General features: G+C 61.8%; 19 protein-coding genes. 11 read left to right on the top strand and 8 right to left on the bottom strand.

The genetic code is table 11. The features are described 5' to 3' along the window. Nucleotides 1-173: 173 nt before the first annotated feature. A complete protein-coding gene (locus tag ASD03_RS04835) occupies nt 174-695 on the bottom strand; it encodes an EF-hand domain-containing protein (protein WP_158071680.1) in 522 nt (173 codons plus the stop codon). A 128-nt stretch (nt 696-823) separates the two neighbouring features. Next, entirely contained in the window at nt 824-1,537 is a 714-nt protein-coding gene (locus ASD03_RS04830; RefSeq protein ID WP_025425737.1) for a pyrimidine 5'-nucleotidase, read from the bottom strand. Between the two features lie 151 nt (nt 1,538-1,688). Between ASD03_RS04830 and ASD03_RS04825 the strand changes: the two genes are divergently transcribed. The 4 genes from ASD03_RS04825 (at nt 1,689) to ASD03_RS04810 (ending at nt 5,405) form a co-directional block, all read left to right on the top strand. Continuing rightward, a complete protein-coding gene (locus ASD03_RS04825) occupies nt 1,689-2,486 on the top strand; it encodes a sterol desaturase family protein (RefSeq protein WP_225906198.1) in 798 nt (265 codons plus the stop codon). An 80-nt stretch (nt 2,487-2,566) separates the two neighbouring features. Continuing rightward, entirely contained in the window at nt 2,567-3,481 is a 915-nt protein-coding gene (locus ASD03_RS04820) for a DMT family transporter (RefSeq protein ID WP_025425739.1), read from the top strand. An 80-nt stretch (nt 3,482-3,561) separates the two neighbouring features. Further along, nucleotides 3,562-4,641, top strand: a complete 1,080-nt coding sequence (locus ASD03_RS04815; RefSeq protein ID WP_025425740.1) for a trifunctional transcriptional activator/DNA repair protein Ada/methylated-DNA--[protein]-cysteine S-methyltransferase — start codon at nt 3,562-3,564, stop codon at nt 4,639-4,641. Continuing rightward, the gene (locus ASD03_RS04810) at nt 4,638-5,405 is read left to right on the top strand and encodes an isocitrate lyase/phosphoenolpyruvate mutase family protein (RefSeq protein ID WP_025425741.1); all 768 of its coding nucleotides are present in this window, start codon (nt 4,638-4,640) and stop codon (nt 5,403-5,405) included. The genes ASD03_RS04815 and ASD03_RS04810 overlap by 4 nt, the downstream gene beginning before the upstream one ends. A gap of 77 nt (nt 5,406-5,482) precedes the next feature. Here the strand turns inward: ASD03_RS04810 and argB are convergent, their stop codons facing one another. Beyond that, nucleotides 5,483-6,370, bottom strand: coding sequence for an acetylglutamate kinase (argB, locus tag ASD03_RS04805; RefSeq protein ID WP_025425742.1), 888 nt, complete (start codon nt 6,368-6,370; stop codon nt 5,483-5,485). A gap of 156 nt (nt 6,371-6,526) precedes the next feature. Here argB and ASD03_RS04800 point away from each other — a divergent pair, with 156 nt between their 5' ends. The 4 genes from ASD03_RS04800 (at nt 6,527) to msrB (ending at nt 9,270) form a co-directional block, all read left to right on the top strand. Further along, nucleotides 6,527-7,066, top strand: coding sequence for a sigma-70 family RNA polymerase sigma factor (locus ASD03_RS04800; protein ID WP_025425743.1), 540 nt, complete (start codon nt 6,527-6,529; stop codon nt 7,064-7,066). After that, nucleotides 7,063-7,785 (top strand): anti-sigma factor, encoded by a 723-nt coding sequence (locus tag ASD03_RS04795; RefSeq protein ID WP_025425744.1) that lies wholly within the window; start codon nt 7,063-7,065, stop codon nt 7,783-7,785. The genes ASD03_RS04800 and ASD03_RS04795 overlap by 4 nt, the downstream gene beginning before the upstream one ends. A 205-nt stretch (nt 7,786-7,990) precedes the next feature. After that, complete coding sequence (locus ASD03_RS04790) at nt 7,991-8,548, top strand: fasciclin domain-containing protein (RefSeq protein ID WP_025425745.1); 558 nt, start codon at nt 7,991-7,993, stop codon at nt 8,546-8,548. Nucleotides 8,549-8,769: 221 nt separating this feature from the next. Further along, entirely contained in the window at nt 8,770-9,270 is a 501-nt protein-coding gene (gene msrB / locus ASD03_RS04785; protein WP_025425746.1) for a peptide-methionine (R)-S-oxide reductase MsrB, read from the top strand. A 152-nt stretch (nt 9,271-9,422) separates the two neighbouring features. Here the strand turns inward: msrB and ASD03_RS04780 are convergent, their stop codons facing one another. The 5 genes from ASD03_RS04780 to rpmH all read right to left on the bottom strand — a co-directional run bounded on the left by ASD03_RS04780 (nt 9,423) and on the right by rpmH (nt 13,277). Beyond that, nucleotides 9,423-9,962 (bottom strand): DUF1269 domain-containing protein, encoded by a 540-nt coding sequence (locus ASD03_RS04780; RefSeq protein WP_025425747.1) that lies wholly within the window; start codon nt 9,960-9,962, stop codon nt 9,423-9,425. A gap of 119 nt (nt 9,963-10,081) precedes the next feature. After that, the gene (gene yihA / locus ASD03_RS04775; protein WP_025425748.1) at nt 10,082-10,735 is read right to left on the bottom strand and encodes a ribosome biogenesis GTP-binding protein YihA/YsxC; all 654 of its coding nucleotides are present in this window, start codon (nt 10,733-10,735) and stop codon (nt 10,082-10,084) included. A 192-nt stretch (nt 10,736-10,927) separates the two neighbouring features. Then, nucleotides 10,928-12,724 (bottom strand): membrane protein insertase YidC, encoded by a 1,797-nt coding sequence (gene yidC, locus ASD03_RS04770; RefSeq protein WP_025425749.1) that lies wholly within the window; start codon nt 12,722-12,724, stop codon nt 10,928-10,930. Continuing rightward, on the bottom strand, nt 12,724-13,122 hold the full coding sequence (gene rnpA / locus ASD03_RS04765) for a ribonuclease P protein component (protein ID WP_025425750.1): 399 nt from the start codon (nt 13,120-13,122) through the stop codon (nt 12,724-12,726). Before rnpA ends, yidC begins: the two co-directional genes overlap by 1 nt. Nucleotides 13,123-13,142: 20 nt before the next feature. Then, nucleotides 13,143-13,277, bottom strand: a complete 135-nt coding sequence (gene rpmH, locus ASD03_RS37340) for a 50S ribosomal protein L34 (protein ID WP_081788836.1) — start codon at nt 13,275-13,277, stop codon at nt 13,143-13,145. Nucleotides 13,278-13,665: 388 nt separating this feature from the next. Here rpmH and ASD03_RS04760 point away from each other — a divergent pair, with 388 nt between their 5' ends. The 3 genes from ASD03_RS04760 (at nt 13,666) to ASD03_RS04750 (ending at nt 18,154) form a co-directional block, all read left to right on the top strand. After that, nucleotides 13,666-15,669 carry a methyl-accepting chemotaxis protein gene (locus ASD03_RS04760; RefSeq protein WP_025425751.1) on the top strand — a complete coding sequence of 668 codons (2,004 nt, stop codon included), beginning with the start codon at nt 13,666-13,668 and terminating at the stop codon, nt 15,667-15,669. Between the two features lie 243 nt (nt 15,670-15,912). Then, nucleotides 15,913-16,713: a TVP38/TMEM64 family protein gene (locus ASD03_RS04755; RefSeq protein ID WP_025425752.1), complete on the top strand. Its 801-nt coding sequence runs from the start codon at nt 15,913-15,915 to the stop codon at nt 16,711-16,713. A gap of 16 nt (nt 16,714-16,729) precedes the next feature. Continuing rightward, entirely contained in the window at nt 16,730-18,154 is a 1,425-nt protein-coding gene (locus tag ASD03_RS04750) for an FAD-dependent oxidoreductase (RefSeq protein ID WP_025425753.1), read from the top strand. Nucleotides 18,155-18,172: the final 18 nt, after the last annotated feature.

Raw genomic sequence — 18,172 nt, 5'->3', positions numbered from 1 at the left:
AGCCAGCAGCCGCGCCTAGTGCTTCGGTAACGGCAATGCGTCAAAACAAGGATTGTGCATTTCCGCCGCCCTGTTTGACACGGAGCTTTCGACACCGCCGCGTGCCAATCCAGGCGCGCGGCGGTGTCGTCGGATACTCCTTTCACCGGGCGGCGGGAAAGGGCACCGATGGATCAAATTTTCTTGGTGAAGTCGGCGGCGTCGATGACACCGTCGCCGTTCTTGTCACGACGCTTGAACATTTTTTCTGAAGCACTTGCGACCTCGGCAGCGCTCAAAGAGCCGTTGCCGTCGGCGTCGACGCGCTTGAAGGCCTTTGGCCGCATGCCGGGCACCATGGCCGGCCGCGCGTCCTTCAGTTGGGCAAGGGCTGCGTCGCGCTCCTTGCCGTCCTTGCTCTTGGCTTCCTGCCAGGCCTTGCGGGCGTCGCGGAACGCCTGGCGCTTCGCCTGCATCTCGTCGGCACTGATCTGGCCGTCGCCATTGGTGTCGAATGCCTTGAAGTTCGCGGTCATGTGCGCCTGTAACTCGTCGAGTGACACCTTGGAATCGCTGTTGGTGTCCAGTCGCTTGATCATCCGTTCGGCCCGCTGTTCGGGCGTCATCTTGTCTCTGGCGGCAAATGATGGCGCAGCCAATCCGGTAACGGCGACGGCAAGGGCGGTTACGCCAAGGATCAGGGTTCTGTTCCGCATCATGCTTCCTTTCGATCGGGTTATGCCCGAACGAATGATAGGCAGCGGGACGGCGAGCACCAGTTAAACTTTGGTAATTTAAGTCTTTGGCGGGAAAGGGGTTTTTCCCGGGCCAAAATGTGTCGGGGTCAGAGGTCGGCGACCACGCGCCTGAGGAAGCTGGCGAGATCCTCGGTGACGTAATCGATCTGCTCGTCCTCGTCTCCGGACTGCTCCCAGGATTCGGCGAACTCGTATTCGAAGTTGCGCGGCACCAGTAGAACCGTCTTCATCCCGAGCGTTTTCGGAACCAGAAGGTTGCGCGGCAGGTCCTCGAACATGACCGCATTGCGGGTATCGACCCGGTGCAGGCTCATGAACTTGTCATAGGTTTCGCCGGCCGGCTTCGGCACGAAATCGGCAGCGACGATATCGAAGATGTCGTTGAAGTGATCGAGGATGCCGAGTGCGCGAGCGGTCATTTCCGCATGTGCAACGCTGCCGTTGGTGAAGATGAACTTGCGCCCCGGTAGCGCCTTGATCGCTTCGCCCAGCGTCGGATCCGGCGGCACGATGCTGTAGTCGATCGCATGCGCCTTTTCGAGGAAGTCGCTCGGGTCGATGCCGTGATGGATCATCAGGCCTTTGAGCGTCGTGCCGTGATCGCGGTAGTAGTCTTTCTGCAGCTTCTTCGCGTCCGCCGGCTCGAGCGACAGCAGCGCCGAAACGTAAGCCGTCATGTTACGGTCGATCTGCGAGAACAGATTGACGTGGTGCGGGTAGAGCGTGTTGTCCAGATCGAAGACCCAGTCGGTGACATGGGCGAATTCGTCGTGGGTCGGCAGGCGATCGAGCTTTTTCATGACCGCCTTATGACACGGGTATGGGCGGCCACCAAACGAGAAAATTCACCCCGCCGCACGGGCTACCCTACCGGCGCAGACGTTTCCACTTTGAATTGCCAAAACAACATGGCATCGTTCGGCCGGCGCGGCTTTGACGTAGGGGTTCCGGATGCCGATGTCGGACGAACTGTTTTACCTGCTGTTTCTGTTCGGATTCTACGCGACGACAGTCGTTACCTATTTCGCCCTGGGTTATGGCCTGACCTGGGTCAACGACCGCAATCCCGAGCGAAAGATTCAGAAGGGACGCGGTTCCGACAAGCGCCGCAGGGCGGAAGTCCGCCAGAGCCTGGTGTCGATGTTCAGCGCCTGCCTGCCGCTGACGATCGGCCTCTATGTCCAGCAAAAGGGCTGGGCGCCCGGGCCCTGGACCTTCAATTGGTGGGCGGCGGTGCCGCTCTTTGTCCTGTGCATGTTCCTCTACGATACCTGGTTCTATTTCATGCACCGGCTGCTGCACACCAAGTGGCTGTTTCCACTGCACGCCCTTCATCACAGAAGCGTCGCACCAACGATCTGGAGCACCTATTCTGAGGATTTCTTCGACAACTTCCTCTTGCAGAGTTTTTCAGCCGTCGTCGTTTTCGCCGTCCCGTTTCCGCCGGCGATCCTGATCGGGCACCGGTTGTTCGAACATTTCAACGGCATGTTCGGGCACTGCGGGTTCGAGTATTTCGCCTCATCGACGGCGCGATATCCGTCCCCTCTCTTGTGCACGACGTTCCACGACCAGCATCATTCCGGCTTCAAGTACAACTACGGCAACTACTTTTCGTTCTGGGATCGCGTGCTCGGCACGATCTCGCCGAACTACGATCAGCGCGTGAAGGCCTTCGAAGACGAAGGTCAGCCGCTCACGTTCAGTCGGGCGGTCGACCTGGCGGAAGTTCAGGAAAAGCCGGACTGATATCAGCGCAGGTTGGTATATATCGGCGAGACTGTACGGAGTTCTTGGCAATATCAGGACCCGCGTGCTAGCTCGCAGCCATGGAAACCTGGGTAATCATCACCGTCGCTGCGGCCTTCCTTCAGAATGTCCGCTCCGCCATGCAGAAACACCTGAAGGGCGTCATGGGCACGACCGGCGCGACCTTCGTGCGTTTCGGTTTCGGCCTGCCTTTTGCGTTGCTCTATCTCATCGTGCTCTGGCGCGTGGCGGGCCATCCGCTGCCGGTGCCGAACGGCACATTCTTCCTGTGGGCGGTCATCGGCGGGCTGGCGCAGATCGCGGCGACCTTCCTGCTGGTGCACCTCTTCTCCTTCCGCAACTTTGCGGTTGGCACCGCCTATTCGCGCACCGAGCCGGCCCAGGCAGCGCTCTTCGGCCTCATCTTCCTGGGCGAGCGGGCGAGCGAGGGCACGCTGGTGGCGATCGCCATCTCCGTCGTCGGCGTCATGCTGATTTCGGTTGCGCGTACGACGCTGAGCCCGCGCTCGCTGGTCACTTCGGTTTTCAGCCGCACGGCCGGGATAGGCCTTCTCTCGGGCACGTTCTTCGGGCTTTCGGCCGTGGCCTATCGTTCGGCCTCGCTGGTGCTCGCGCCCAGCCTGCCGGCACCGGATTACATGATGCAGGCGAGCTTCACGCTCGGCTTCGTCATCCTGCTGCAGACGGTGGTGATGCTGATCTGGATCGTGCTGCGCGAGCCGGCCGAGCTGAAGCGCATTGCCGCTGCGTGGAAGCCTGCCTTCGTCGTCGGCTTCGTCGGCGCCTCCGCTTCCTTCGGCTGGTTCATGGCAATGACGCTGCAGCAGGCGGCGATCGTGAAAGTAGTGGCGCAGGTCGAGATGCTCTTCACATTCGCCTCGTCCTTCTTCATCTTCCGCGAGTGGATCAATCGTCTCGAACTCCTCGGCTGCCTCCTGATCGTGCTCGGCGTGGTGACGCTCGTGCTTATCTGAACTGTCGCCAAACCATCGCCGGAAAAATAGACGCCCGAAAACCGGCGCCCGTCCCTTCGCACACATGGTAGAAGGGCCGCATGTTGTTCGATCTTCCTTCCGACGAAACGCTTTACGATGCCCTGATTGCGCGCAGCACCGAATACGAGGGCGCTGCCTATGTCTGCGTCAAGACGACGGGCATTTTCTGCCGCCTCTCCTGTCCCGCTCGCAAGCCGAAGCGCGAGAACACCATCTTCGTCGGCTCGATCGGCACCTGCCTCGAAGCCGGCTTTCGCCCGTGCCAGCGCTGCAAGCCGCTTGCAACCGTCGGTGCCAAGGATCCGCTGGTCGATGACCTGCTGCAGGCACTGGAGGCAGCACCCGAACGGCGCTGGACCGAGGACGACCTGGTTCGCCGCGGCCATGATCCGTCGACCGTTCGCCGCGCCTTCAAGCGCAATCTCGGCATCACCTTTCTCGATCTTGCCCGACATCGGCGACTGGGCCTTGCCGCCCGCCAACTCGCCGAGGGCGGCCGGGTCATTGATGCGCAGATCGACGCCGGATACGAATCGCCGAGCGGCTTTCGCGCCGCCTTTGCCAAATTGCTCGGCGAAGCGCCGGCTATGTCGCAGGGCCGTGTGCTGCTGTTTGCCGACCGCATCGACACGCCGCTTGGCCCGATGGTGGCGGTCGCCGACAAGACCCATCTGCACATTCTCGAGTTTCACGATCGCAAGGCGTTGCCGACCGAGCTCGAAAACCTGAAGCGCAAGACCCGCTCGGCGATCGTCCCAGGCCGCACGGCGCCGATCGACCAGATGGAGGCGGAGCTGAAAGCCTATTTCTCGGGCGATATCGCAGAGTTTCGCACGCCCCTGGCGCCTGGCGGCACTGCCTTCGAGCGTGAGGTCTGGGCAAGGCTCGTGAAAATTCCGCTCGGAGAGACACGTTCCTATGGTGACATCGCGCGCGAGGTCGATACGATCCAGGCCGTGCGTGCCGTGGCGAAGGCCAACGGGTCCAACCAGATCGCCATCGTCATTCCCTGCCACCGCTGCATCGGCTCCGATGGTTCGCTGACGGGATATGGCGGCGGGTTGTGGCGCAAGCAATGGCTGCTGCGGCACGAAGGCAAAATGAAACCTGTGGGATTGTTTGCGGAGGAAATGCAATGAACCAGACTGAAAAGGCCACCGAATTCGCCGCTCTGCATCGCAAGGGCGATCCGGTGGTGCTCTACAATATCTGGGATGCGGGCAGCGCCAAGGCCGTGGCCGAGGCTGGAGCCAAGGCGCTTGCGACCGGCAGCTGGTCGATTGCCGCCGCGCATGGGTTTGGCGATGGCGAGAAGGTTCCGCTGGCGCTGCTTACCGATATCGCCCGGCTGATCGTCGCCTCGACCGAACTGCCGGTCACGGTCGATTTCGAGGGCGCCTATTCCGACGACCCGGCAACGGGGGCTGCCAATGTCTCGCGTCTGATCGACGTCGGCGCCATCGGCATCAACTTCGAAGATCAGGTTGTCGGCAAATCCGGCGTGCATGCGGTCGAAAAGCAGGCCGCCCGCATCCGCGCGATCCGCGAAATGGCGGACCGCCGCAGTGTGCCGTTCTTCATCAATGCCCGCACCGACCTGTTCCTGCAGGAAAGCGATGCTGGCCGCCATGCCGGTCTTGTCGATGAGGCGATTGCGCGCGGAAAGGCCTTTGCCGAAGCCGGCGCCAGCGGCTTCTTCGTGCCGTGGCTGGTCGATGCCGCGCTGATTGCCAAGGTCTGCGCCGCTTCGAGCCTGCCGGTCAACGTGATGATGCGGCCGGGTGCGCCGGACCTGCAGACGCTCGCCGGCGCCGGCGTCGCACGTGTCAGTTACGGACCTTTCCCCTACCGGGCGATGATGGAAAAGCTGAAGCAGGAGGCCCAGGCCGTTTATCAGGCCTGATCAATCAGCCCAAAACAAAAGCGGGATGCGGCCTGAAAACCGCATCCCGCTTTTTCGTGTTTTCGGTTTGCTGTCGATCAGGGAACGATCAGCGTGCCGGCACCGCGCTCGGTGAAGATTTCGAGCAGCACGGAATGCGCCGTCTTGCCGTTGAGGATGACGACGCCCTGGACGCCGGCCTTGATCGCATCAATGCAGGTTTCGACCTTCGGGATCATGCCGCCGGAAATCGTGCCGTCGGCGATCAGCGCCCGTGCCTGCGCTACGGACAGTTCCTTGATCAGCTTGCCTTCCTTGTCGAGCACGCCGGGAACGTCGGTGAGGAACAGGAGCCGCGTGGCGTTCAGCGCACCGGCAATTGCACCGGCAAAGGTGTCGGCGTTGATGTTGTAGGTGTGCCCGTCGCGGCCAGGTGCCACCGGCGCGATCACCGGGATCATCTCCGAGCGGGCGAGCAGGTCAATCAGGGTACGGTCGACCTCGACGACCTCACCGACGAAACCGAGATCGAGCACGCGTTCGATGTTGGAATCCGGATCCTTGATGGTCTTGCGTGCCTTTTCGGCAAAGACCATGTTGCCGTCCTTGCCGCAAAGGCCGATCGCCCATTCGCCGGTCTGGTTGATGAGGGCGACGATTTCCTTGTTGATCGAGCCGGCCAGAACCATCTCGACGATCTCGACGGTCTTTTCGTCGGTGACGCGCAGGCCGCCTTCGAACTTCGATTCGATGCCCATCTTCGTCAGCATCGCGCCGATTTGCGGGCCACCGCCGTGCACGACGATCGGGTTGACGCCTGACTGCTTCAACAGAGCGATGTCGCTTGCAAAGGCTCGGCCCAATTCGGCGTTGCCCATGGCGTGGCCGCCATATTTGACGACGATCGTCTTGTTCTCGTAGCGCTGCATGTAGGGCAGGGCCTGGGTGAGCAGGCGTGCCTGGATTTCACTTTCATTAGCGGACATGGCGGACCCTCGAAAAATACCGGCTGCTGTTTAACGCAAGTTTCCCGTCGATGGAATGATCGGCGAGCAACATAAAACAGCAATGACGATGCGCGCTGGCGGATAGCGATTTGTGCTCTATGTCCTATCTCAAGAATGCATCGGGTCGGGTTGGCAATGATCGACGAGGAAATTTCCGGACTGCTCGGCCGTGTTGCGCTCAGGGATCGTGCGGCCTTTGCCGAACTTTACCGGCTGACCAGCCCGAAACTTTTCGCCATTTGCCTGCGTATCCTGAGAGACCGAAGTGAAGCGGAAGAAACGCTCCAGGAAATCTACGTCAGAATCTGGCAGCACGCCGACCGTTTTTCGCCCGGCCAGTCAACGCCGATGTCCTGGTTGGCGGCGATTGCGCGCAACCGTGCCATCGATCTGATCCGGGCGCGAAAACCCGTAGCCAACGCGATTGACGAAGCCTACGATTTGGCTGATCCTGCTGCCGATCCGGAAAAATCGGCAGTGGTCAGAGCAGAGGGCAGGCGGATCGATGCGTGCATGGAGGAGCTCGAAACCGATCGGGCGGACGCCGTGCGGCGTGCCTATGTCGAAGGTCTGAGCTACCAGGAACTGGCTGAAATGTACGCTGTGCCGCTGAACACGATGAGGACTTGGTTGAGGCGCAGCCTGTTGAAGTTGAGAGAGTGCATGGAGCGATGACAGCGTCCACCCCAGACAAAGGAGATTTCCGCCGCGACGAGGTGATCGCCGGGGAATATGTGCTGGGTGTGCTATCCGCCGACGACCGCCGCAAAGTCGAGGCCCGCCTTGCATCCGACCGCAATTTCGCCGCCATGGTGACGCGCTGGCAAAACAATCTCTCCTCCTTCGACGAAGCCTATGATCCCGTCGTGCCGCCGGCGCGGATTTTCGCGGCGATCGAGCGCCGGCTCTTCGAAACGGCCCCGCCTGCCGCGGCCCCGGTGCGGGCAGGCATATGGCAATCGCTTGCGCTCTGGCGTGGTCTCGCACTCGCCTCGCTTGCTGCCGTCGCCGTCATGGGCGCGTCCATGGCAGGGCTGTTTGCACCGCCGTCCGGCGGCCGGCCGCTTGTCGCCGAAATGACCGGCAAGGGCATTTCGGTCGATCTCGTCGCCCGTTTCGATCGCGAGACCGGCCATCTCCGGGTGACGCCGGTTGCCGCACAGCAGGCCGAGCAAAAATCGCTGGAGCTGTGGCTCATCAACGGCGACAACCCGGCCGTTTCCCTCGGCGTGCTGCCCCAGACCGGCGAAGGCGAGATCATCATCGCCCCGGCCATGCGCGGGAAATTCTCGCGCGGTTCGGTTCTGGCCGTCAGTATCGAGCCGCTTGGCGGTTCGCCGACCGGATCGGCCACCGGCCCGATCATCGCGCTCGGCAAGGCCCGCGATCTCTAACTCAGCGCACGCGGGCCTTCCCGGTCCTGCAGCGTCGGTCGCTTCTCACGTCGTTTTTCGCCCAACCGACCGGCAATCCGAAAATTCCTGAAACTCTTTTTCCAAGGCTTCCGTTGCTTGTCATGTTCCCGGGGAGGGAACGGCAATTTCAACGAGGCGGCTGGGTGTCGCCTCCCTGACAGGTTCAACAGGAAGGAAGACCAAGATGTTCACCTATGGAATCCGTTCGTTCGCTGCCATCACCATACTGACCGCAAGTGCGGCAATCGCCCATGCCGAGAACCCGATGGTCGGTGGCGCGGCGATGTATGCGGACAAGAATATCGTCGAAAACGCCGTCAACTCGAAGGATCACACCACGCTGGTGGCGGCGGTCAAGGCGGCCGGGCTGGTCGAGACCCTCCAGGGCAAGGGGCCGTTCACCGTCTTCGCGCCGACGAACGAGGCTTTCGAGGCCTTGCCGACCGGCACGGTCGACACGCTCCTGAAGCCGGAAAACAAGGACAAGCTGACCAAGGTTCTGACCTGCCATGTCGTCTCCGCCGACGCGATGTCCTCGGCGATCGCCAAGATGGTCAAAGGCGATGGTGGCGAACACGACGTCAAGACGGTTGGCGGCTGCGTTCTCCAGGCCAAGGATGACGGCGGCAAGATCACACTCACGGACGAGACCGGCGGCACGGCCACGGTCACCATCGCCGACGTCAAGCAGTCAAACGGCGTGATCCACGTTATCGACAAGGTGCTGCTGCCGAAGGGCTGAGCTCTCGCTTCCTCCGGATCGCCGCGGCAGACATTCGCAGGCGATCCGCCGCCGGGGTCTCATCCGTGGCGCGCCGGCGCTTCTGCCACCGATCGCTTGCGATCGGTGGCCTTTCAACCCGGCTTCTTCACGGCGCTTTGATCGGTCTTGTTTTGCCGCGTGACAGGCCGGCCGCTATCTTCGACCTCGGCAGCGTCAAGGGGCATGACAAGGAGGGTTCGATCGTGAACCGGCGGAATTTTCTGATTTTTGGCGGGACACTAAGCGTGATCGCGATCGCGGCGGCAAAGGGGTTTCCGCTGGCGGCGCGCCCAGCCTCGGCCGAAACGTTCGAGGTCACGAAGACCGATGCCGAATGGCGGGCGATCCTGACCGACGAACAGTATCGGATACTGCGCCAGGAGGACACCGAGCGTCCGTTTACCAGCGCGCTCAACAATGAAAAGCGCAAGGGCACGTTTCAATGCGCCGGTTGCGCGCTCCCTGTCTATTCCTCCGAAGCCAAATATGACAGCGGCACCGGTTGGCCGAGTTTCTGGCAGTCCCTGCCGGGCGGCGTGGCAACGCGCGAGGACAACGCACTGTTCATGACGCGAACGGAATGCCACTGCCATCGCTGCGGCGGACATCTCGGCCACGTCTTCGACGATGGCCCGCCGCCAACCGGCAAACGCCATTGCATCAATGGTTTCGCGCTGACATTCGTTGCGGCGAGCGCCTAGGAGCACTTCCAGGAGAAGTGCGTATCGGTTTTCCGGCAGGAAATGCGCGAAAACAAAAAGATGGTAGTTCTGCGACTCCGTTTAAGCCGAACGCACTAGCGCCCGTTCCTGCGGTCGACGATGCGCCCGCAGGAAGATCGCGCTGATGCGGCTCAGAACGTTCCGGCTTGCGGCGAAGGCGTCTGGGCGTCGGAGAGCGCCGCCTGGAGCTTCTGCTCCTGCTCGGGCGACAGCGATGTTTTCAGCACGCGGCCGCGCAGGCCTGAGAATTCGGCCAGGACCTTTTCCGGCTGCACCTTGCGCACCAGGACGAACAGCGCCGACGAGTTGTTCGGGATGGTGTTGCCGAGCGACTTGATGAATTCGTCGTCGATGCCGTAGTCGGTCAGCGAGCCGGAGAGCGCACCGGCGCCGGCGCCGAGCGCGCCGCCGATGGCAAAGCCAGCGAGTGGATTGAGGAACAGCAACCCGACGAGCCCGCCCCAGATGGAGCCGGACAAGAGACCGGAGGTCGCCCCGATCGCGGTCAGGTTGAGGCTCTGCTTGAGGTGGACCTTGCCTTCTGCGTCGCGCACGACGACGACGGCGTCCTCGAGATCGATCAAATATTCCTTCTTGAGGCCGGCGAGCTTGACGAGAACCTTGTCGGCCTCTTCAGGCGTGTCGAATCCCACAACGATCAAATCGGACATGTGTCTCTCCTATCCTTGACGCTATCGCGCAAGGAAACGCGCGACCGCACGGCAGAGATAGAGCGGTTTGCATGTCAGAGTAGTGACGGAGATCAAAGACTTTCGGGCGATCGTCGCTCTCAGCGCGAAAGCGCAAGCTCGATCGTCGCGCGAAGCTCATCGATGCCCTCTCCCTTTTCCGAGGAGGTGGAGAGGATTTCGGGAAATGCGGCGGGGTGCTTCTTGATCTTCTCGAGCGTCTCGGCGATCAGCCGCGGCACGCCGGCGGCCTTGATCTTGTCCGTCTTGGTCAGGATGATCTGGTAAGAGACGGCCGCCTTGTCGAGCAGCGACAGCACGTCCTCGTCGTTCTTCTTGATGCCGTGGCGGGAGTCGATCAGCACGTAGACGCGCTTCAGCGTCGCGCGGCCGCGCAGATAGTCGAACACCAGTTTGGTCCAGGCATCCACCTGTTCCTTCGGCGCCTGGGCATAGCCGTAGCCGGGCATGTCGACCAGCGCCATCGGCGGCAGATCGCCCGCTTCACCGGAATAGCCGTCGGGCACGAAGTAGTTGAGTTCCTGGGTGCGTCCGGGCGTGTTGGATGTGCGCGCCAAGCCCTTCTGGCCGACCAGCGCATTGATCAGCGACGACTTGCCGACATTCGATCTGCCGGCAAAGGCAATTTCGGTCGGTCCTTCCGGCGGCAGGAACTTCATCGCCGGGACGCCGCGAATGAAAATCCACGGCCGGCCGAACAGCGGCTTGTCGTCTTTTGTCTTTGTGTCGGCCATCGATGTTCATTCCTTCGTCAAGATTGGCTTTGGCTTCACGGTTTTGGCCGGCGATGTCAAGCTTTCGGCTCGGCGCAGCTATCGAACCGGCGGGATTTGCTGGCGCAGCCCCTCGACGGTGAGCTTAGAGCGGCCGAACGAAAAAGCCCCGGACCGAGGTCCGGGGCCTTGTGAAGGCTCTGTCTGCCGGCGTCACTCCGCCGGCTTGGGTTTCTTCGAGAACAGGTTCTTCAGATTGTCGAACAGCTCGATCTTCACGCCCTGGCGCTTCATGATGATCGACTGCTGCAGCACCGAAAGCGTGTTGTTCCAGGCCCAATAGATCACCAGACCGGCCGGGAACGAGGCCAGCATGAAGGTGAAGACAACGGGCATCCAGGTGAACAGCATCGCCTGGGTCGGATCGGGCGGCGTCGGGTTCATGCGCATCTGCACGAACATGGTGATGCCCATGATGATCGGCCAGACGCCGAGGTGCAGGAAGGACGGCGCGTCGAACGGCAAGAGGCCGAAGAGGTTGAAGATCGTCGTCGGATCCGGCGCGGACAGGTCGTGGATCCAGCCGAAGAACGGTGCGTGGCGCATCTCGATGGTGATGTAGATCACCTTGTAGAGCGCGAAGAACACCGGGATCTGGATGAGGATCGGCCAGCAGCCCGCGAGCGGATTGATCTTCTCGTCCTTGTAGAGCTGCATCATTGCCTGCTGCAGGCCCATGCGGTCGTCGCCGAACTTCTTCTTCAGCTCTTCCATCTTCGGCTGAACCTTCTTCATGTTCGCCATCGAAGAGTACTGCTTGTTGGCAAGCGGGAAGAACAGCAGCTTGACGACGATTGTCGTCGTCAGGATGGCGATGCCGAAGTTGCCGAACAGACGGAAGAAGAAATCCATCATTTTGAACATCGGCTTGGTGATGAAGTAGAACCATCCCCAATCGATCAGCTTGTCGAAGTTAGGGATAGAATAGGCGGCCTCATAGTTGTCGACGACGGGCACTTCCTTGGCGCCGGCAAATACGAGGTTCTTGAGTTCCGAGGACTGACCGGCGGCAATGGTGATTGCGTCGCTCTTGTAGTCGCTCTGATAGCGGGCGCGGCCATCTGTGAAGTGCGAGAAGCGGGTCTCGTAAGGCGTCGCCTGCGGCGGAACGATCGTTGCGGCCCAATACTTGTCGGTGATGCCGAGCCAGCCGCCCGTCGCCTTGCCGGGTTCGATCGCCTTGTCGTCCTCGATCTTCGAATAGCCGACTTCCTGCAGGCCATGATCGCCGATGACCCCGATGAAGCCTTCATGCAGAACATAGACGCTCGGTGTCGTCGGCTTGTTGAAGCGCGTCACACGACCGTAGGAGGAGAGCGACACCGGTTCTGCGGCACCGTTCTTGATGCTGTCGACCACCTGGAACATGTAGCGTTCGTCGATCGAGATCGTCCGGTTGAAGGTGATGCCCTTCTCGTTGGTGAAGCTCAGCGTCACCGGCGTTGCGGGCGTCAGCTTGTCGCCGCCCGAAAGCGTCCACACGGTCTGCGGGCCGGGCACGCTGCCGCTTGCCGCATCGCCGACATAACCGATTTCGGTGAAGTAACCGTCGGTGGTCTCAGCCGGGCTGAACAGGGTGATGATCGGGCTCTGCTTGCTGACGGTCTCGTGATAGGCCTTGAGCTTGAGATCGTCGAAGCGCGCGCCGGTCAGGTTGATGGAGCCGGAAACCGCAGGCGTGTCGATGGCAACGCGCGCCGACTTGGCAAGCGCCTTGTCGCGGTTTTCGCCCGTCCCGGGAACTGTGCCGCCAGGCAGGGCCTGACCGGTCGCCGGCTGTTGAGCCGTGGTGCCCGGCTGCGATTGGGTCTGCTGAGCCTGCTGGGCCTGCAGCGCTTCCGCAGCGATGCGTTCCTTTTCCATCTTCGGATTGACGTAAAGGAACTGCCAGGCGACGAGGATCAGCACGGACAGGCCAATCGCCACGAAATAGTTGCGGTTTTTTTCCATCATTGTTTCCTGGAACCGGCCGGCGGCCGCTTCTGTTTCGGCTTGTTTTCGATGCGCTCGCCAAGCCCCCGGGTCAAGGCGTCGAAGGGGGCATTCAGGAGATCGCGTCGGGCGACAATCACATAGTCGTGTCCGGGTTTCATTGCAAACCCGGCGGAAAGCCGCACCGCCTCTTTCAGGCGTCGGCGCATCCGGTTTCGCTCGACGGCATTGCCGTGTTTCTTGGTAACGGTGAAGCCGACGCGGGCCTCTCCCTCCGGATCGTTGCGGTCGAGCACTTCGAGGAGAAACAGCGGGCCTCTACGGCTTTCTCCTGCCCGAACGGCCAAAAACTGCGGACGGCTTTTCAGCCGCCCGACAGTCGTTTTGTCTTTATCTGACGTCATGTGCCCGGACACTGGTTTCGGGCAACTTCGGCTTAAGCCGAAAGACGCTTGCGGCCACGAGCCCGGCGGGCTGCGAGGACCTTCTGGCCACCCGAGGTGGACATGCGTGCACGGAAGCCGTGACGGCGCTTGCGAACAAGCTTGGACGGTTGGTAAGTACGCTTCATTTATTTTAATACCGCGGTGTGCGGCCCTTCTTGGGTTTGCATGTAGCAAGGAGCGTTTACGTTCCGGACATAGCTCCGCCTGTCGGGCAGGCAGGCTTGGCCGGACGTGGGCGGCTTATAAAGGCAAATTTCCCGGAAAGTCAATCACGCGAGGCCTTCGATGGGCAAAAGTGATCGCATCCCGATATCCGGGCGACCTCGATTTCGCAGGCACAAGCCGCGACGCACTATCTCAGACTGGTAAACAGGGAGCTAACCGGCACTCCCCAGAATGCCGGCCGGCCACCGCGATCTTTATTAACCATGAATGTTTTAGCGTGACTGCGGTGCAATGAGGCCGCGACCCTTCCGATAACCGGGCAAGTCTTGCGGTGTCGTGGAGGCAGGGATGAAAATACGTGGTAAGATCAATCTGATCGTCGGGGTAATGAGCCTCCTGGCGATCGCGGTGACCGGCATGTCGCTGCTGGTGGTTTCTCAATACAACAGCCGGTTCCATCAGTACCAGAACGCTTCTGAGCGTGCCTTCAACGGCGAGCATCTCAATCGACTGGTGACCGGCGTCGTCATGGAAGCGCGCGGAATCTACGCAGCGCCCACCATCGAAAAGGCAAAGCCCTTCGCCGAAGGCATTCTGAAGAACCTCGAAAAAATCGATGCGCTGTTTGCCGAGTGGCGACCCCTGGTGCCGGCCGACAAGCTCGGCTCGTTCGATGCGCTGGTCAAGCGCGCTGAGGAGTTCAAGACGTTCCGCGTCGAAACCGCGCGTCTTGGCCAGGAGGTATCGCCGCAGGCGGCCAACGAGCAGGGCAACACCGACGCCAACCGCGCCAACCGCAAGGCCTTCCAGGGCGAGATCGACGCCGTCGTCGAAGCCAACCTGGCAACGCTCGAGACCGTCAAGGCTGACATCGCTTCGTTCGAACGTTCGGTCATCGTCATCATTCTCGGCATCGCCGGGCTCGGGCTCGCCGTCGGTATCGGCACCGCCTTCTATATCGGCACCAATCATCTGAGCCGTCCGATCCTCGATCTCACCGGCAAGATGAAGCTGCTCGCCGGCGGCGATCTTTCCGCCAACGTACCCTTTGCCGACCGCAAGGACGAAATCGGCGAGATGGCTGCGGCCGTGCAGATCTTCAAGCAGAATGGCCTTGCCGTTCGCGATCTCAACGCCCAGGAAGCGGCGCTGCGCGAAAAGAGCGCCGATCTGCAGATGAGCATCGGCGTCGTCGTCTCGGCTGCGGCCGCCGGCGATTTCACCAAGCGCATCGGCAAGGACTACGAGAACGACGATCTCAATCGTTTTGCGTCGAGCGTCAACGAACTCGTCGGCAGCGTCGATGCCGGCATTGCCGAAACGCGCCGCGTCGTCGCCAGCCTTGCCGCCGGCGACCTGACCCAGAGCATGAACGGCCAGTTCCATGGCGCCTTCGCCGAATTGCAGAAGAACGTCAACGAGACGCTGTCGACGCTGCAGAAGACGCTGCGCGAAGTGCGTGTCACCACGGACTCGATCAACGGCAATTCGTCCGAGCTTCGCTCCGCCGCCGACGATCTGTCGAAGCGCACCGAGCAGCAGGCCGCAGCACTCGAAGAGACGTCTGCGGCACTCGACGAGATCACCGTCGCCGTCAGGAGTTCGACCGAGCGGGCGCAGGAAGCGACCGTAATGGTCAACGAAGCCAAGGAAAGCGCTGCCGAATCGGCCGCAGTCGTGCGCAACGCGGTCGAGGCCATGGGCCGGATCGAGCAGGCATCGAGCGAGATCGGCCAGATCACCAATGTCATCGACGAGATCGCCTTCCAGACCAACCTGCTGGCGCTGAATGCCGGCGTCGAGGCTGCCCGTGCTGGTGATGCCGGTAAAGGCTTTGCCGTTGTCGCTCAGGAAGTTCGCGAGCTTGCTCAGCGTGCGGCCAGTGCTGCCAAGGACATCAAGGCCCTGATCTCGAAGTCGGGCTCGGAAGTCGCAACCGGCGTCCGGCTCGTGCAGGAAACCGGCGCGGCGCTTGGCGAGATCGAGGAGCGCGTGCTCAAGATCAACGATCATATCCACTCGATCGCAACGGCCGCACGCGAACAGTCGACCGGCCTCGGCGAAGTCAGCACCGCCGTCAACCAGATGGACCAGGTCACCCAGCAGAACGCCGCCATGGTGGAAGAGGCGAATGCCGCGACCCACAAGCTGTCGGCGGAAGCCAACAACCTTGCGAGCCTGATCGCCTACTTCAAGCTCGACGGCACTTCGGCGGCACGCACGATCGCACCGGCGCGGGAAACCAGCCGTCCGGTGGATTCGCCCGCCCGCCGGATGATGGGCAACGTCGCCCGCGCCTTCAGCGGCGGATCTTCGGCGGCCGTCGCCAGGGACAACTGGGAAGAGTTCTGATCCGACCAGTTTGACGGATCGCACCAATCGACGCCCGCGGACGACTGACGTCTCCGCGGGCGTTTTCCGTGGATAATCTGCAATCATCGCCCCGTCGTTGCCGCCACGCTCTCGTGTAACGGCAACGTGAGTTGTCTTGTCGGCCCGTTCACGCTGTCGTTTTGCAACGCGACCATTCGTTATTGGTCTCCGGTATGGATTGCCGATACTGCAAGGAAAGACTTTTCCAAGAAACGAAATCACATGAACCGAAGCGCCATCAACAGAGCCGGGGATGCCCGTCCAACGCCGTCGGAGGCACCGGACGAGGGCTCGCCCGAAGACCGCGGCAAGGTCGCGTGGCGTCTGGTGCTGTTGGCCCTTCTTGTCGCCGGCGGGTTTGCCTCCTATGCCTTCGGACTTCAGCGTTATCTGTCTCTGAGCGCACTCGTCCATCACCGTGAGGCGTTGCGCCTCTATGTCGAAGCCTATCCGCTTCAGGCCGCCGGTCTGTTTTTCCTGGTCTACGTAGCAGTGGTGGTCTTCTCGATCCCGGCTGCTTCGGTTCTGACGATCTTTGCCGGCTTTCTCTTCGGCTGCGCCGGTGGCGGCCTTCTCGTCGTTGCAGCCGCGACGCTCGGCTCGTGCCTGTTGTTTCTGGCGGCCCGCAGCATGTTCGGCGATCTCCTGCGGCGGCGTGCCGGGCCATTCCTCGCGCGTTTTGCCGATGGTTTCTGCCGCAATGCGTTTCTCTATCTTCTCGTCCTGCGGCTCACGCCGATCTTCCCGTTCTTCGTCGTCAACATCGCGCCCGCCTTCTTCGAGGTGAGATTGAGAACGTTTGCGATGGCAACTCTGATCGGTATCGTTCCCGCCACCTTCGCCTATGCCTGGCTCGGCGGTGGGCTCGACGAGGTGATCGCCAGTTCGGCTGCCGTTGGCCGCGAGCTGTCGGTGTCGGATTTCGCAACGCCGAAATTGACCTTGGCGCTTGTGGTATTAGCGTTGTTTGCGGCATTGCCACTCGCTTTCAAGCGGGTATGGTCGCGCCGCAAGGCTGTTTGACGGGTACGGGGCAGGCGTGGCGAAAGTCATCAATCCGGATATCTGCGTGATCGGTGGCGGTGCCGCCGGGCTTTCCGTGGCGGCGGGTGCCGCCGCCTTCGGTGTTCCCGTGGTCCTGATCGAACGCGGCACCATGGGTGGGGATTGCCTCAACCACGGATGCGTGCCGTCGAAGACGCTGATTGCCGTCGCCAGGCACGCGCAGGCGATCCGTATGGCGGGTCGCTTCGGTCTGGCCGCTGGCCAACCCGTCGTCGACTATCAACGCCTTCATGCCCGCATCCACGAGGTCATTGCCGGTATCGCTCCGCACGATAGCGTCGAGCGCTTTACCGGCCTCGGCGTCGAGGTGCTGCAATCCTCGGCCCGGTTCGTCGATGAAAATACCGTTGCCGCCGGAGACCATCTCGTCCGCGCCCGCCGTTTCGTCGTCGCCACCGGCTCGTCGCCGGCGATCCCTGATATTCCGGGCCTCGACAAAGTGTCGTTCCTGACCAACGAGACGCTGTTCGATCTGACCCGGCTTCCGGCCCATTTGATCATTGTCGGTGCGGGTCCTGTTGGCATCGAGATGGCGCAGGCCTATCGCCGGCTTGGCGCCGGCGTCACCGTCATCGAGAGCCGGCGCGCGCTTTCGGATGCCGATCCCGAGCTTTCATCGATCGCGATTGCCGCACTTCGGCACGGGGGCGTGGTCCTGCACGAGGCAACGACGATCCTTGGCGCCGAGCAGGATGGCGGGCGGGTCGTTCTGCGATGCGAGAATGGAGGCGGCGTTTTCCAGGTCGAAGGCAGCGATCTCCTGATTGCCGCCGGTCGTCGGCCGAACCACGCATCGCTCGGCCTTGCCGCCGCCGGCATCGACCACAATGCGAAAGGCATAGAGGTCGGGCCCAACCTTCGCACCAGCAATCGCCGCGTCTATGCGATCGGCGATGTCGCAGGCGGGCTGCAGTTCACCCATGTGGCGAGCTATCATGCACGGCTGGTGCTGCAGCAGATGCTGTTTCGATTGCCGGCGCGGGAAGATCGGACGATTGTGCCGAAGGTCACCTACTCCGATCCGGAAATCGCCGAGGTTGGATTGAGCGAGACGGAGGCGCGGGAAAAATTCGGCGCCGTCGACGTCATCAGGACCGATCTTGCCGCAGGCGACCGTGCCCGCACGGACGGGGTCGAGGCTGGCGTGATCAAGATCGTCGCCGGCCGCCGCGGACGCATCCTCGGTGTCGGCATTGCCGCCCCAGGTGCAGGGGAGCTGATCAACATGTGGTCGCTTGCGGTCGCCAACGGCATGACGCTGAAACAGGTCCGCGGCTATGTCGCACCCTATCCGACCCTTTCCGAGATTGGAAAACAGGCGGTCATCTCCTATTATGCGCCCTTGGCGAGGAAGGCGGTCGTGCGGTCCGCCATCAGGGCCTTGCGGTATTTCGGCTGACGGACAGGGATTTTTCGG

The organism is Ensifer sp. Root127, assembly GCF_001425225.1.
Lineage (GTDB): Bacteria > Pseudomonadota > Alphaproteobacteria > Rhizobiales > Rhizobiaceae > Ensifer > Ensifer canadensis.
Note: the sequence above shows the minus strand (reverse complement) of the source record. Positions and strands in the feature narration are given on the sequence as shown.